Source organism: Bacillus sp. FSL R7-0166, from assembly GCF_038008935.1.
In the GTDB taxonomy this organism is placed as follows: domain Bacteria; phylum Bacillota; class Bacilli; order Bacillales; family Bacillaceae; genus Bacillus; species Bacillus altitudinis.
Genome location: NZ_JBBPAC010000001.1, coordinates 2,840,690 through 2,857,259, shown reverse-complemented (window position 1 = coordinate 2,857,259; position 16,570 = coordinate 2,840,690). Strand labels below are relative to the sequence as shown.

Below are 16,570 nucleotides of genomic sequence, written 5' to 3'. Positions count from 1 at the left end.
ACTCATAGAGTAAAGGAACCTTTTCTGATGTTAGGAAGCTGTTTGTTCTTTTCGAAAGGATGTGGCTTTTGAAACCGATCGATAAATTTTAGGTGCCAGCATCGCAAGGAGGATGGTCAGTGCATAGTCTTTTACCATAAACCACATCATGAAGAACCATGTGGTTTGATAAGAGATTGGTGCGTTCAGCCATACATTTAATGCGATGTATGTATAAGTTGTCCCGATCACATACATCACGGTCGTTCCTGCAATGGCTGCAAATAAAAAGCGGCCAAAACCAGGGTTTTGTCTTTTTTCAAGAATGAATCCGGCAAGCCAAGCAGCAGGAATGTATGATAACACAAAGCCACCGCTTTTTCCTAAAATAACGCCGAGACCCGCCGAGAACTGTGCGAATACAGGTGCACCAGCGATCCCAACAAGAGCATAGACAATCATGGCCAATGCGCCAAGTCGTCTGCCCAACAAAAGACCAGCAAGCACACAAAAAAACGGCTGCATCGTAAGTGGGATTCCGCCGACCTGTAAAAATGGCACAATGGATGTGATATTGGCTCCGATAGCCATGAGCGCAGCAAACATCCCGACGAGCACAAAGTCAGCTGTTCTTGTCTTCTTTTGCATGATATTTCCCCCTGTCTTATCTGTACAAATAGATTAAGGGGAAGAGGTTCTTTTGTCAACTCATTTTTATTTTAGGTTAACAATAAAACCCGCCCCTGAAAAGGGCGGGCTAGATATTAAGCTTCGGTCATGGAAGAGGTTTCAAGGGCTTTACTAACAGGCACATAATCATAGCCGAGATCACGAGCGACAGCTTCATAGGTGATATGTCCGTTCATCACATTGACGCCTTCAGCAATCGCCTTGTTTTCTTTGATCGCTTTTGCAGCGCCTTTATTTGCAATCTGCAGTGCGTATGGGACCGTGACGTTTGTTAAAGCAACTGTCGATGTTCTCGGAACCGCTCCTGGCATATTGGCAACAGCATAATGTAAAATGCCGTGCTTTTCATAAGTAGGCTGATCATGTGTTGTGATATGATCGATTGTTTCCACAATCCCGCCTTGGTCAATGGCTACATCGACAATGACAGAACCAGGCTTCATTTGTTTCACCATTTCTTCTGTGACAAGGGTTGGTGCTTTAGCACCTGGGATGAGAACCGCACAAATGAGCAGGTCTGCCTCGCTCACTGAATCTGCAATGTTAACAGGATTAGACATTAACGTTTTCATTTGATGACCAAACTGATCGTCCAGCTGACGTAATCGTTCCGCATTTACATCAATAAGGGTGACATCTGCGCCAAGTCCTATCGCCATTTTCGCTGCATTTGTTCCAACGACACCGCCGCCAATAATGGTGACTTTCCCTCTCGATACTCCTGGCACGCCGGCGAGCAAAATGCCTTTTCCGCCTTTTGGCTTTTCTAAAAATTGAGCACCAATTTGAGCAGCCATTCTACCTGCTACTTCAGACATTGGCGTTAATAGAGGGAGTGATTTTCCGTCCGTTACCGTTTCATAAGCAATGGCTGTCACACCTTTTTGTTTTAATGCTTCAGCCAAGGAGGGCTCTGCTGCAAGATGCAGGTACGTAAATAAGATCAGACCTTCTCTGAAATATGAATATTCTTCTGGTAATGGTTCTTTTACTTTCATAATCATATCAGAAGATGCCCACACATCTTTCGCTTGATCAAGAATCTCTGCACCAACAGATACATAATCGTCATCAGTGAATCCGCTTCCAAAACCAGCGTTCGTTTCAATTAAAATCTGGTGTCCAGCTGAAAGCAATTGAGATGCTGCTCCTGGTGTTAATGCGACCCGGTTTTCATTGTTCTTAATCTCTTTCGGAATGCCGATGATCATATCAATTCCTCCTATGCTTATCTATTGATATTGTATGTCTAGTGTATCCTGAAAGTTTAGAAAATTCTTCGGTTGAATGAAAAAATTAAAAAACGCCTCTTTGTGAAATTTCACAAAGGGACGTTTTTTAGCTTCATATCAAGATAAATAGTCATTTTCTCATTCATGTTTTTTAAATCAATTTCTGCAATGTCCGTAATCCGCTTCAGTCTGTAATTCAGTGTGTTGATATGAATATTTAACTGCTTTGCGGCGATATTGGCGTTGCTGTCACAATCAATAAACCGTTCAAGGGTCTCGACGAGGTTGGAATGATGCCTGAGATCGTAATCCTCAAGCTTTGATAAAGAGTAACTGGAATAAGACGATCCCTTTCGTTTTTCTGCAAGCACATCTAAATATTGATAAATACCCAGTTCAGAAAAGCTGTTTAATCGTTCTGTTTCCACAGGAAAGCGTTCTTTTGTTTTTAAGACGGCCAGTGCTTCTTTATAGGATGGCTGAATATGAGTAATGTGATCGTAAATTCCACCAATGGCCGCCTGAACGTGATGGATCTGATACCGATCAGACAACTGCTTTAGCATGCCGCTTGTGAATTGTTTAATATCTTGAAGCGGATGTTCTGTTTTTGGCGAGACAAGAATAATGAATTCGTTAAAATCAACAGTCGTTAACAGCACCTGCACTTGCTGCGTTGTTTCAAGTAGATAGGAGAGCTTCTTTTCCGTATCTTCTGTGAGTTCATCACGAAGGCGAAAGATAATAATGGCATACGTGTCTGGACATCTCATCCCAAGCCTCAAGAAGAGATCAAGCATCTCATCCTTTTCATGAATATGTCCTGTGAGCATCTTCCAAAATAGCTCCTGATTGCGTTCTTCTGTTTTCGTTTTTCGAATTTGTAAATTGAGTAATTTGTTTTTCACGGCATGTGCTGCCATCTTGAGAAGGTCCATTTCTTCATCTGAAAAAGGCTGCGTGGATTCAATTGCCCAGATAAAGCCGAGCACCTCTTTGTCTTTCCATATGGAAATGGCAACCCTGCTGGATAGACCGACTTCTGCAATTTGAGGTACGCGAAGCGGTTCATCTGTTTTAAGGAGTGTAGGAATGATACCGTCTTTCCAAAGCCGATTAATGACTTTTTCCGGTACACGGCGGGAGATAATGGTTGAAGTTCTGGCGGGATCAGTGAAATCATTATGTGTGCTATAGGCTAATAATCGATGATGAGTATCTTCTATAGTAATAGGGCAATTGAGCACATCACTAATTTGGTCTGCCACATCCTCTAAACGATCAAGGCTATACTTAAATGGATCTGTCTTTTTTGTCATAAAAAACCCCTGCTTTTTCGAATATTTCACGTACTTACATTATGAAGAGAATCAGGTACGTAAATCAACAAGAAAATGCCATAATCATTAAAAAAACAAAAAGCTTGAGAAATGAGCACATTGGTCATGCGTTGATCACAAAAAGAAATAGTACAATAATAATGTAGTAAAAAATCAATAGGCGGAAAGATTCATCGAAGTGCACGCCCTTTTATTAAGAATATATGACCAAAAAATTGTTAAATACTAGATAAAGAGCGAAAAAACAGTAATTCTATAGACTCATTTTGTAAAATAAAAACAGATTTGTTTGACTGTGTATCATTTCTGTTTTTATAATAATAACGTCAAAAAATAAGTGGATTAGCCCATTATATGGCGGCTATGCACGGGAGGTAATGAGGAATATGTCAGGAATTATTCGCGTAACCCCAGAAGAACTAAGAGCGACCGCTAAGCAATATGGTGTTGAAAGTCAAGAAGTGTTAAACCAAGTTGATCGTCTAAATAGAATGATCTCTGACCTAAAAGGAATGTGGGAAGGTGCTTCTAGTGAAGCATTCGCTGATCAATACGAACAGCTTAAACCTTCATTCATCAAAATGTCTGATCTATTAACAGATGTCAGCAATCAGCTTGATCAAACTGCAAATACACTTGAAAGCACTGACCAAGACATCGCTAGCCAAATCCGCGGCTAATCAAGGGGATTTCCTTTCTAAGTGTGAAAAGCAGAAAAAGCGCCGAGTCTGTCAGTTGATGCCGGCGCTCTTTCTATTTTGTGAGGTGGAAATTTGTGTATATCGATATTACCATCGACTTAAAAAACTATGATGGCAGTGTGTTTGATTTGAGACTATCAAATTATTTACATATTAAACAAGTCATCCATATCGCCTGGCAGGCAAAACAAATCTCATTACCTAAACGAGATGGCGGATGGGTGCGTGTAGTCAATAAGAAAGCTGTGTTTTCAGGCGAATATAAGCTGTCAGACTGTGGAATCACCACAGGAGACAGGCTGGAAATACTATGAAAGGACTTTTGTAAATGGCAGATAAAAAGAGTTCCTATTTAGAAGAACAATTAGAAGCAGTCATGAAAAAAGAGGAAGGCACTTACACCTTCATTTTTCAAAGAGAGACAATTAAACTCTTAGACGGTTTAGAAGCGGCACCGATTAAAGACATCAATCCTTCATTTAAAAAAGAGATCCAATTAACCGAAGGTGAGGTCATCATTTCGATTCAACCGCCTCCTGCCTATCAGGAATTTCGTTTCATCCATGCAAAGGATGAAAAAAGCAAATGGATTTTTTCATACCAGCTTGTCGATGCAGTGTGCAAACACGACGTGAAGCGGCTGCATCCTATTGTTTCTCCTGAAAACATTGTTTTTCATCAAGGCTTAGCGCCTGCATTTTTGCATTACGGGGTCAAAGAAAGCATCCCGCCATATGAAACCGACCAACATCGTCTGTTAAAAGAGGTCAAAGCCGTCATTCTTCGAGTGGTGGACCATGAATATCAGTTTCAAGAATATTTGGCTTATCATGATACGTTGAAATTATCTGAGCAGGCAAAGGAAATAAGTGATACACAGTCACTGGAAGAATTGTCTGCTTTGATTCAACAAAAAATAGAAGCCATCGAAGCAAAAGAAAAGACGCTCTTAACTATTCCAAAAAAGAAATGGAAGATTGAACGATACATTGGACTTGGTCTCCTTGTTCTTTTGATTCCTGCATTGGTGTATACCATTTACACGTTCTTTTTCGCCATGCCGAAACAAGAAGCGTATGTGGAAGCGAACAAATATTATCTCAACAAACAGTACAGCCAAGTGGTGGATACGCTCGAAAAATACAAAGCCGATCAAATGCCAGTCTCTCTTCAATATGAACTGGCCATTTCGTATGTGCAAACGAATCAAGGGAATCTATTGCTTGACCAGCACAAAAAAGAAATCACGGATACGTACACATTGCAGACAGACCCGCAATACTTCCTGTTCTGGATTCATATTGGACAAGGCAATAGCAAGGAAGCTCTGGATATTGCAAGGGTGCTCGGGGACGACCGATACATATTCACAGCACTCGTCGCCTACCGCAATGAAATTCAAAATGACGACAGCCTATCTGCTGAAGAAAAACAAAAACAGCTAGATCCAATCATTAAGGAAATGGCGAAGTATGAAGAAAAAGAAACAACGGAGACGAGCACCAATGACTCCTCAGATGCAAGCCAAACAGATGAAACAGCTGAACAAAAAGAGCAGTCAAAAGCCGATCAGGAGAAAAAAGAGAAAGAATCTGATGCAAAAAAGAAAACCTCTCAGACGAAAAAAGATGAGAAAAAATAATTCTTTCGATACAACTGACAGTTGGTGCTGTCCGATGAGGAGGTGGAGCGTTTGAGTCTTCTATGGGTTTTTTATGAAGAAGATTATCAAACCGTCCGTTTAGATGAGCAGTTCAACCGGGAAGCTGTGATTGGACCTGAAATAGAGCATACAGTAACGATTCCTTCCCTTTCGTTTGATGAAGGATTGATTCGTTTATCTCCAGATGAAACGAATGATGGCTTTTCTCTTTATCAGGGCGAAAAAAAGAAAGGTCACTTACTTCCACATGAACCATATCAGGTTGGTTCACTCACACTCATGTTGATGGATTCACATCATGATCAAATCATTTATTACCTAGGAAATAGAGTCGAAGTGACTATTTCAAGTGAAGAAATAGATGAAGCGGATGTGTGGAAGGAACAAGCCCATTCAATGTTTCAAGATGCCAAATCCTTCACGTTGGAAAAAATAGAAGGCACTTGGTATGTCATTCCCCAAGATGAAACGATCTATGTGAACGGGAAACAGCTGCACGGTCCACAGCAACTTCTTGCTGGAGATGAGCTGTTTTGGAACTTTTTGACGCTGTCATTGAAAGATGATGATTTATTGCAAGTAACAGCATTTGAACCATTTCAAACACGTTTAGAAAAAACAAGGCCGCCGAGTACCGAAACGAAACAAAAATATCCTTTATATAGACGAACACCACGTTTGATTTACGATCTGCCAGATGACCGGGTGTCTTTCAGCTTTCCTTCACAGGAGAGTGAAAATAACGGCAGAGGACTTTGGCTCGTGGTTCTTCCGCCGCTTGTCATGCTGATTGTCATGGGGATCGTAGCCCTTGTACAGCCGCGAGGTATCTTTATTGTCGTGTCGATGGCGATGTTTATTATGACGTTAATTACTTCGTCTGTTCAATATTTTAAAGAGAAATCACAGCGCAAAAGAAGAGAAGAGAAGCGGCAACGCGTTTACTCTCTTTACTTAGAAAATAAGCGGAAAGAGCTGCAAGAGCTGTATGACCGTCAACAATTTATTTTAACGTATCATTATCCGTCTTTTGAACAAATGAAATATTTAACGTCAGAAATCAGCGGGCGTATTTGGGAAAAGACGCTTGTCAGTGATGATTTTTTACAGCTGCGTCTAGGGACAGGTGCAGTTCCTTCAAGTTATGAATTATCGACGAGCGGCGGCGATATGGCCAATCGTGACATCGATGACTTAATGGAACAAACCCAGCATATGCAAAACGTCTATCGCGAGGTAAAAGATGTACCGATTACGTTCGGTCTTGCGGACGGTCCAACCGGATTAATAGGAAAACCGGCAATTGTCAAAAATGAACTTCACCAGCTTGTCGGTCAGCTTGCTTTCTCGCACAGCTATCATGATTTGAGATTTGTTTTTATCTTTAATGAACAGGAGTATGAGAACTGGGAATGGATGAAATGGCTGCCGCACTTCCAACTTCCTCATACATACGGGAAAGGGTTTATATATAACGAACAAACACGTGATCAGCTCTTGTCTTCTATTTATGAAATTTTGCGAGAGCGTGATCTGGAAGAGGAAAAAGAGAAAAAAATATTTACGCCTCACTTTGTGTTTATCGTGACAAACCATGAACTCATTGCGGAACACGTGATTTTAGAATACCTAGAAGGCAGCCGGACGGATTTAGGCATCTCAATTATCTTTGCGGCAGAAACAAAGGAAAGCTTGGCAGAAAATATTTCAACGCTTGTTCGTTACATTAACGAAGAAGAAGGAGATATTCTCATTCAGCATAAGAAGGCTGTACGAATTCCATTTCAGCTGGATGCACATGAGCGAGCGGACAATGAGCTGTTTGCCAGAACCTTAAGAACATTAGATCATCAAGTCGGGATGACCAACTCAATTCCAGAAACGGTCTCCTTCCTTGACCTGTTTCATGCCAAACAGGTAGATGACATTGGCATTCGTGAAAAATGGCTGACATCTGAAACAGCAAAGTCATTATCTGTGCCTATCGGTTATAAAGGAAAAAACGATATTGTCGATCTGAATCTGCATGAAAAAGCACATGGCCCACATGGTCTATTAGCAGGAACAACGGGATCAGGAAAAAGTGAGTTTTTACAGACGTATATTTTATCCTTGGCTGTACACTTTCACCCGCATGAAGTGGCGTTCCTGCTCATTGATTACAAAGGGGGCGGAATGGCGCAGCCGTTCCGAAATATTCCGCACTTACTTGGTACGATCACAAACATTGAAGGCAGCAAAAACTTTAGTGAAAGAGCGCTTGCCTCTATTAAAAGTGAACTGAAGAAAAGACAGCGCTTGTTTGATCAGTATCATGTGAATCATATCAATGACTATACGAAACTCTATAAAGAGAAAAAGGCGGAACAGGCGATGCCTCATTTGTTCTTAATCTCTGATGAGTTTGCTGAATTAAAAAGTGAAGAGCCAGATTTTATTAGAGAGCTTGTCAGTGCCGCGCGGATTGGACGAAGTCTAGGTGTCCATCTCATTTTGGCGACACAAAAGCCCGGCGGGGTCATTGATGATCAAATTTGGAGTAACTCCCGCTTTAAAGTCGCATTAAAGGTACAAGATGCATCAGACAGTAAGGAAATTTTGAAAAATAGTGATGCAGCGTCGATTACCGTGACAGGTCGTGGATATTTACAAGTGGGGAACAATGAAATCTATGAATTATTCCAATCGGCGTGGAGCGGTGCACCGTATATGGAAGATGGCTACGGATCAGAAGATGACATCGCCATTGTAACGGACACAGGACTGATCCCATTATCAGGGGTAAGTACAGAGCCAGCAGTGAAAAAAGAGACAGTGACGGAAATTTCCGCTGTTGTGGATGAAATTGAACGTATGCAGCAAGAGCTTGGAATTGAAAAGCTTCCGAGTCCATGGCTTCCACCGCTTGAAGAACGGATTCCAAAAACACGTTATGCATCAAGTGAAGAGCACGTCTTCCATTTCGCTCTTGTCGATGAGCCAGATCAGCAAAGCCAGCATCCACTTTCTTATCAAATGATGGAGGATGGAAATATTGGCATCTTCGGTTCATCCGGCTACGGCAAATCACTTGCTGCGACAACACTGCTCATGAGCTTTGCAGAAAGATATTCACCTGAAGAATGGCATGCATATATTTATGACTTCGGTAACGGCACCTTGCTACCGCTTGCCAAACTTCCGCATACGGCTGATTATTTCTTAATGGATCAAATGAGAAAGATTCAAAAGTCGATGAAGCGTCTTCGTGAAGAGGTTGAATATCGCAAGCGTTTATTTAGACAGCAGGAAATGAGTCATATCAAAATGTACAATGCGCTGAATGAGAAAAAGCTTCCATTCATATTTATCGTGATTGACAACTTTGACATTGTGAAAGACGAAATGCATGAACTCGAATCTGAATTTATTCAGTTAAGCCGTGATGGACAATCGTTAGGCATTTATTTCTTAATCACAGCGACTCGTGTCAACGCAGTCCGTCAATCTCTTATGAACAACTTGAAAACAAAGATTGTCCATTACTTAATGGATCAAGGAGAGGCATACTCCATTATTGGCAGACCGAAATTCAGCTTAGAGCCGATTCCAGGACGAGTCATTATCAACAAAGAAGAGCTTTACTTTGCACAAATGTTCCTGCCGGTTGAAGGAGAGAACGATCTCGAATTGTTTGAGCATTTAAAACAAGAGATCCAGCTTCTAGATGCTCGCTTTGAATCAGCTGAAAAACCAAAACCTGTACCAATGCTTCCTGATAAGCTGACCATTTGGGAGCTAGAGAGTCGCTTAGAAGAACAAAAACAGCCGTATGACATTCCAGTAGGACTAGATGAGGAATCTGTTGCACCTGTTTACTTTGACTTGAAGAAGAATAAACACTGCCTCATCATCGGTCAAACGCAGCGAGGGAAAACAAATGTGACCAAACTGATGCTTGATCAGCTATTAGTAGCAAAACCTGAGAAGCTGGCCGTCTTTGATTCGATTGATCGGGGGCTCTCTCATTATGCAAAAGAAGAGAACATTGATTACCTTGAAACAAAGGATGATATCACAGAATGGGCAGAGGAAATAGATCGTTTATTCAAGGTGCGTGAAGAGATGTACGTCGAAGCTGTGCGCCGAGGAGAGACTGATCAGTTGTCGTTCTCTCAAATTGTGCTTGTGATTGATGGCATTACGCGTTTTCAGCAGACAATCGACCCGCGTCTTCAAGATCAACTGGCTGATTTCATGAAGTCATATGCACACTTAGGCTTTAGCTTGATCGCGTCAGGAAATCATACCGAATTCAGTAAAGGCTATGATGCACTCACAAACGAAATCAAACAGGTTCGTCATGCCATGTTACTGATGAAAAAATCAGAGCAAAACATCATACCGCTTCCGTATGCAAGACAAGAACCAGAGATTCAGCCAGGATTCGGATATTTGGTTGAAAACGGGAAAGAGAAGAAAATCCAGGTTCCTTTATGTGCGGTAGAAAGGAAGAGTGTTCAATGACAGAGCAGCAAAAAAGCTCCATCAAAATCGTGTCGACCATGATACTGATTCTCGTCTTGCCGGTTCTATTTTTCCATCTCATTGGGGATGATCCGGCAAAACAGAAAAAGAATGCCACACGTAACATTGCCGTAGTCAATGAGGATATGGGGGCGAGCGAAAGTGAAAATACCGCTCGTTTCGGACAGGATGTGGTGGCGGCATTATCAGAGCGTCCAGATTACACATGGACAGTCGTCAATCGAAGTGCGGCAGAAAATGGCCTGAAAAATAGAAAGTACGATGCAGTTCTTTATATTCCATCTGACTTCTCTAAAAATGTGCTGAGCTATGATAAGGATCATCCTGAGAAGGCATCTATCCAATTCTCAATCCAAGATCAGCTCAATGCAGTGAATAAAGAAAAAGTACAAAGAGAGCTAGAAAATGCTCAAAAGAAAATGAATGAACAAATGTCGACTTTATATTGGAGTTTTGTATCACAGGAAATCGGCAATGTCAGAGAAGAGTTTGAGCATATTGTTGGCAAAGAGGTCGAATTCCAAAACACGATGTACAACTTCTATAAGCCAAATTCAAACAAACTATCTGATGCCGTCCAGCAGCAGAAGAAACAAATAGAAGAACTAAAAAATGCGATGGCCGATTCACAAAAACAGTATAAAGACGGTTTAAGTACAACAGAAGAAGCGAAAAGCCAGCTGAAGGATTTCGTAAAAGTAGTCGATCAATATCAGCAGTATCAAGACAAACAAAAGGATCTCTTGATCAAAGCGCAATCGACAAGCAAAAAACAAATCCAGCAAGGACTCAAACAGCTTGCGGAGATTCAAAACCAAAACGCCCGCAGCTTTAGCGATCAAATGGGCGGACTCAAAACCGATATCAATGGGGTCCAAAGTCAGCTTAAAACAACGGACAGCGCAATTCAATCTGTTCAAAGGGCAAGAGAAGACGTAATTCCTAAGCAATCGTCGGGATTAACGGACCTTGTGAAGGCGTCTCAAGAAGAACTATTGAAGAATTATGAAGGTCAATACTTAGAGGCCTATAAAAGTAAGATCATCGCCTTGCAGAATAAGCTAGAGACAAAAAGGCAAGAGTTAATGAACGCGCCCGAGCAGCCAGCTGATCCTGATGATGACGGGCAATCAGATCAAGATAACGAGAACCCAGAAGAGATTGGCATTAACTTAGATGATGAAACAAATGAACTCTCGCAAATTTCATCGGAAATGAACGATCTAGCTGATCAATTAGAAGATCAGACTGCACCTCCTACTAATGAAGATGAGAAAGAGAGTGAAAATGGCCAGGATGCTGTTCAGCCAGATAACAGCGGCACGAATCAATCAAAAGACGACCTGAAAGCACTGTCTAATCGTTTAGAAGAAGTGAAAAAGAAGATTCAAGAAAAAGCGGCCGCTCATAACGACCAATTGAAAGACAAAGTAAGTCAAATGAGTAAGGAGCTTGAAAGCCTCACGAAAAAAGTAGAGAAGCTTGAAAAGATGATTCTAAGGTTACAAGATCGATATAACGTCATTCCGAATGAAATCAAAAATCAGGAATCCTCTATTTTAAACAAAGTGCAAGAGCTGAAACGAGTAAACTCGCCGATTGGCAACACTGTGAATACGAAAATATTTGATCAAGAGTTTAAAACAAATTCAACAAGCACCAAAAAGTTAATGGAATACTCCAATCAACTGTCTCAGCTAGAGATGATGCTTGGGAATCTATATCAACCAACAAACAACTCATCTCTACTAGACACAAAAGGAGATGAAATCCAGTCCATCCTTGCCATCAAAAAAGAAGAAACGGAAAACTGGGATACACTCAAAAATCAAATGCTGACGTCAAATGATGATGTGTCTACCTTTATTGATGAGATGCAAAAATTCTCAGATGGCTACGCAGAATACATTTCGACTCAGCAGGCAAGCATGGAACAGGAGTTAAATGCCATTTCTGAAAGTGCGGACACAGTAGCTGAACAAATGGCTGATCAAGGAGATGCGGTGTATACGGCAGACCTTGCGGGCAGTTCGATTGTTGTGAGTGCACAGGATTCAATTGGTCAGGAAGTGCTTCGTCTTTCTGAAAATATGAGTTCGTTAACGGACCGCCAAAAAGGGGTGGCGGATTATACGAATAACATTGAAGAAAGTGTCACAACCGTTCAAGAAAAAGCAGATACCCTGAACGAAAACTGGAGTAAGAATGTCAATTCTACAAAGCTTGTTCAACAAGATTTAAAGGGTATTTTAGGCAACACTTTAGACGATCAAGGCAACAGCAACTATGTGTATAACCATTTAGCCAATCCGTTGAAAATTAGCGGCGATGTGCCAGAAGAAAAAACGCAGACTGTACCGCCAGTAGTCATTTTGGTTATTGTCATGATCAGCAGTTTGTTGATTGGCTTTTTTAGCTCGTATTATGCGTCAGCGCCAATGCTGGTCAAAGGTGCACTCTTTGGTATTTTAAATCTGCTAGTCGGGCTCATGATCAGCCTGTTTGGACTCAACATTTACAAACTAGCTGATGACCAAGCCATTCAATGGTCCATCTTTACGATTTTGCTGCTAGTGGCATGCTCTGCCTTTATTCGCACAGCTTTCCTTTTCGGTTCAATTGCCGGATGGATGGCAGCAACGGCGCTTATATTCTTCTTTGTTGCACCGTTAATTGATTTGGTCATGCCAAACTTCCATTTTACAAATCCAGTGACAGACGTGTATCTGTCTATCCAATATGGAAATGGAGACAACTTCGGTATGGGCATCACAGGGCTACTGATTTTAACGATATTGTTCATGGTCATTCCACTAGTGAAGAAGCTATGGAAAGACAAAACAGAGGAACGTGATGTCACTCATGAGGCTTAATCTATTCGTCAAAGGGATGGCACTTGGTGTCATATCCCTTTTTCTCCTCAGTCCTGCTGCTTTTGCTGCTACAGGTGAAGATACGGATACGAATGTCAAGCCGAATGAATATCAAGAAAAGAACCTCAATATTAATTCGAGTATATTGAGGGATCAAACGAAATACGAACAAAGCAAAACAACATCTAAAGTCAAAACGGACATTCACTTTGCTGACCCGCCTAAGACCTCTGGTGGTCAACTTTCGCCACAAATTTTTAGTGATCTGAAAGAAAATCCGCCTAAAACGCCAGCTCGTATGATGAAAGAGATGAATATCTCTTTCAGCGATTCGGCTGTATCAACGCCTTCTGGCGATGATCATGAAAAGCAGAGATCGGCGCTTCTGCCAATCATTTTTGGCATCTTGATCGCCTTTGGCATCATTGTCATGATCATTCTGATTCCAAAAGTGAATGTGAAGACGGAAAAGAAATAGCCTGCCTTTTGAAAAGGGCAGGCTTTTCTTTATGCAGATTGCTTGATGTGATACCGATTCACTATTTAAAATAGTGTTATCAAGGGAGGAGATTGTCATTCGAATTTCAATCGTCACAGGCGGATCAAAAGGATTTGGTTTAGCACTTGTCAAACAGCTACTTTCACGTGGGGATAACGTGTATACCGCTGCAAGAAGTGAGTCGCCACTATCCCACCCACACCTCACGCATTCACAGGTTGATCTCACTGATGAGGAATCGGCTGCAAAGTGGCTTCAGGGCATCTTGTCCTCGCAAACTCTCGCAGACGCTGATGACATCTTGCTTGTCAATAATGCAGGAATGGTGACTCCTATCAAACGTGCAGGGCAAGGCGGAGAGGATACGCTTCATCAGCATTATACGCTGAACCTTGTCATCCCTGTTTTGCTCAGCCATGTGTTTGTGAGGGAGACACAATCTCTTGAAGGGAAGAAAACCATCGTGCATCTTTCTTCTGGGGCAGCTAAAAACCCGTACAAAGGATGGAGTGCCTATTGCAGTTCAAAAGCAGGGCTTGATATGTTTATGAGGACTTTACATGAGGAACAGCAGGACGAAGCATATCCTGTCACCACGTTTTCCTTTTCACCCGGTACGATTGATACGGATATGCAGGGAGAGATTCGGAAATCTTCCAAACAGGACTTTGAACAAATTGAGCGGTTTCAGCAATTACATGAAACAGGTACGCTAAAGAGCCCAGATGAAGTGGCCGGTATTTTACTAGACCTACTAGCAGATGACCCAGCTAGCGGTTGTGTATACGATGCCCGTGAGTATGAAAAAAAGCAGTCATAACGGCTGCTTTTTTCGTATTGTACAAGCAAAGACAGCTTATCGAGCATAAGCTAATTTTGAGACTCATCGGAAATATGACAGAACATTTGAGTTTCTTTTCAGAATATGTTAGGATGCTAAAAATATAGATAAGGAGGGGTTTCCATGAGAAAGGTTACATTAATGGATGTTTACACCCATCCAGTCGCTCAAAAATATTTAAATCGTTCAGGAAAAGCCCACGCCATTGCTTGTGCTTATCACGCATTCAAACTGGCGATGCAGGCGGGGATTAACCCGGATCTTGCTGTGAAAGCAGCACTCTTGCATGACATCGGCCACTATGAATGGTATACAGCAGGCGGAGAATGGGATTACGAGACATATAGACGAAATGATATTCATGCCATTAAAGGGGCAGAGCGGGCACATAAACTGCTCATACGGCTCGGCGAGGAACCAAAAGCAGCCAAAGAGATTGCCCTTGCGATTTTGCTTCACACAGATTCATATTTGCCAGAGGGCGACCTGCATAAGGACACACTCCAGCAAATTGTGAAGAAAGCAGATGAAATGGACGAAGAGCCTGGTGGACACCATCATTACAGACAAATAGATGAATCACTTGCGCTCCAAAAAATTGCTGATTTGGATGAGAAGGTGCAGCAGGCGCTTCAGCCCATGAAACGCTCTGTTTAATATGGAATATCTCCATGAATCGTTCCGTGCTGATCCACATACAATGTGCGAATCACAGTACGGTTAAATGCCGATGTCCCTGACGCAGTGAGACCTGTGTAATGAACCGTGACGGAATAAGCACCTTCTTTTTTCAATTGAACGGCTGATGAAGAGCTCGTTTTCAGTGGATGATCCTTCTCGGCATCTTTAAAATAAGTGGTCTCTACAGTTTTGCTTAATCGTTTAATCAGCTTGCTCGAATGTGTCGATGCATCTCCTGATTTCGCTGCAGCGATTTTGATTTCTTCATTCAATGGTGAATCAAAGGATACAAGTAGCAAATAAGGATCCTTTTTTCCTGAATTTGATCGAATCGTCCATTTTCCTGGAACGGGTTTATTGATTTGCACATGGTGTGAATAGGCGCCTTCATATGGGAATGATGATTCGGATGTCGTCAAATTGGTTAAGACATCTCCATTTGGCGCAACGATTTCCGGATTGGCTTCCTGTCTTTCATTTAACCACTGAATCGATAGGCCATTCGTTCCTTCCTCTACATAGAACGCTTCTGTTTTATCCTTTTCACTTTCTCCACCTTTAACATAAACGTTTGTATTTAGCTCTGAAGAGACTGGTTCTTGCTCTTGTTCGTCTTCGCTTTCAGCGCTTGCGGTACTTGCACGCAGCTGTGCCTGAAATACGGGGAACATGCTTGTGCCGTTTTTGATCGAAAAGTGATCCCATTTTCCTGTTAAAATATTGTTTGCATATGCTAGCTTTGTGCTGCTGACCGTCACAGCGCCATCGTTTGCACCAAAGCTTTTTAAATACATGCCGCCTAAATAAAGCACTCCGCCAAAGGTTCCCCAATCTGAACCAGAATAGGTTACATACTTATGAGGGAACGTCTCCAGCTGGTCGGTTTCACTTCGAAAAGCTGCCATCATCCCGGTTTGCAGAGAATAGAGCGCGTCGCTCTTTTGTCCAAGGATTTGCGCAAGCCAGCTTCCGCCTTTGCTATAGGCTAAATCCGCAAGCGGCGTCCCATAGTGTGGAGAGCCAAGTGTGATGACTTTCTCTACATATGGATGAGCGTTGTAATACACGAGTGCAGCCTGCGTATCCACTCCGCCTTTACTATGACCGATTATGATCAGTTTTCTGCCGAAAAATTCATAGATTTCTTTTAACTTTTCTGCTAATAGTTTCCCATTCTTTTTCATGTCCTGATCTGGATACAAATCTATGAACGCGCTTTCGTATCCGTTCAGAACAGCTTGTTTTGCCATATCGTTTCGATCAGACCATGTGGAGGAAGAACTGTTTATGCCATGAACAAAAACAAGTGGGGGTTTTGACAGGTCTTTTTGTACCGGTTCTTCTCCTTTAAACCACTTCCCTGGTGTACCAGGTGCATCTCCAATTGTGCCTGCGTGCGCATAACTTGCAGAGGATAGTAAGAGCATGACAGCAACGATACAGATTAATTTTTTCAAGATCATTCACCTCTTCAAATAATTTAAGATGTTGGCAGCACCAATCTATTATACTTCTAAAAATTGTAAAAAAATACAAAATGTAAA

The 16,570-nt window shown here is 41.8% G+C and carries 12 protein-coding genes; 8 read left to right on the top strand and 4 right to left on the bottom strand.

Going from position 1 to position 16,570, the window contains the following annotated elements:
* Positions 1-30: 30 nt before the first annotated feature.
* The 3 genes from NST01_RS14845 to NST01_RS14835 form a co-directional block, all read right to left on the bottom strand.
* On the bottom strand, positions 31-627 hold the full coding sequence (locus NST01_RS14845; RefSeq protein ID WP_041091835.1) for a biotin transporter BioY: 597 nt from the start codon (positions 625-627) through the stop codon (positions 31-33).
* 116 nt (positions 628-743) lie between these two features.
* Entirely contained in the window at positions 744-1,880 is a 1,137-nt protein-coding gene (gene ald / locus NST01_RS14840; protein ID WP_008345903.1) for an alanine dehydrogenase, read from the bottom strand.
* Positions 1,881-1,990: 110 nt separating this feature from the next.
* A complete protein-coding gene (locus NST01_RS14835) occupies positions 1,991-3,220 on the bottom strand; it encodes a PucR family transcriptional regulator (protein WP_025207915.1) in 1,230 nt (409 codons plus the stop codon).
* 407 nt (positions 3,221-3,627) lie between these two features.
* Here NST01_RS14835 and NST01_RS14830 point away from each other — a divergent pair, with 407 nt between their 5' ends.
* The 8 genes from NST01_RS14830 (at position 3,628) to NST01_RS14795 (ending at position 15,002) form a co-directional block, all read left to right on the top strand.
* Entirely contained in the window at positions 3,628-3,921 is a 294-nt protein-coding gene (locus NST01_RS14830; protein WP_003213769.1) for a WXG100 family type VII secretion target, read from the top strand.
* 95 nt (positions 3,922-4,016) lie between these two features.
* The gene (locus tag NST01_RS14825) at positions 4,017-4,256 is read left to right on the top strand and encodes an EsaB/YukD family protein (protein WP_008345897.1); all 240 of its coding nucleotides are present in this window, start codon (positions 4,017-4,019) and stop codon (positions 4,254-4,256) included.
* A gap of 14 nt (positions 4,257-4,270) precedes the next feature.
* Complete coding sequence (gene essB / locus NST01_RS14820) at positions 4,271-5,584, top strand: type VII secretion protein EssB (RefSeq protein ID WP_045034547.1); 1,314 nt, start codon at positions 4,271-4,273, stop codon at positions 5,582-5,584.
* A gap of 51 nt (positions 5,585-5,635) precedes the next feature.
* The gene (gene essC / locus NST01_RS14815; RefSeq protein WP_341042051.1) at positions 5,636-10,111 is read left to right on the top strand and encodes a type VII secretion protein EssC; all 4,476 of its coding nucleotides are present in this window, start codon (positions 5,636-5,638) and stop codon (positions 10,109-10,111) included.
* On the top strand, positions 10,108-13,005 hold the full coding sequence (esaA, locus tag NST01_RS14810; RefSeq protein ID WP_341042050.1) for a type VII secretion protein EsaA: 2,898 nt from the start codon (positions 10,108-10,110) through the stop codon (positions 13,003-13,005). The genes essC and esaA overlap by 4 nt, the downstream gene beginning before the upstream one ends.
* The gene (gene essA, locus NST01_RS14805; protein ID WP_041091830.1) at positions 12,986-13,483 is read left to right on the top strand and encodes a type VII secretion protein EssA; all 498 of its coding nucleotides are present in this window, start codon (positions 12,986-12,988) and stop codon (positions 13,481-13,483) included. Before esaA ends, essA begins: the two co-directional genes overlap by 20 nt.
* A gap of 97 nt (positions 13,484-13,580) precedes the next feature.
* Positions 13,581-14,324 carry a (S)-benzoin forming benzil reductase gene (locus NST01_RS14800; protein WP_050827625.1) on the top strand — a complete coding sequence of 248 codons (744 nt, stop codon included), beginning with the start codon at positions 13,581-13,583 and terminating at the stop codon, positions 14,322-14,324.
* Positions 14,325-14,468: 144 nt separating this feature from the next.
* On the top strand, positions 14,469-15,002 hold the full coding sequence (locus NST01_RS14795; RefSeq protein ID WP_017358935.1) for an HD domain-containing protein: 534 nt from the start codon (positions 14,469-14,471) through the stop codon (positions 15,000-15,002).
* Here the strand turns inward: NST01_RS14795 and NST01_RS14790 are convergent.
* A complete protein-coding gene (locus NST01_RS14790; RefSeq protein ID WP_025207910.1) occupies positions 14,999-16,483 on the bottom strand; it encodes an esterase/lipase family protein in 1,485 nt (494 codons plus the stop codon). The two genes, NST01_RS14795 and NST01_RS14790, sit on opposite strands and share 4 nt — an antisense overlap.
* Positions 16,484-16,570: the final 87 nt, after the last annotated feature.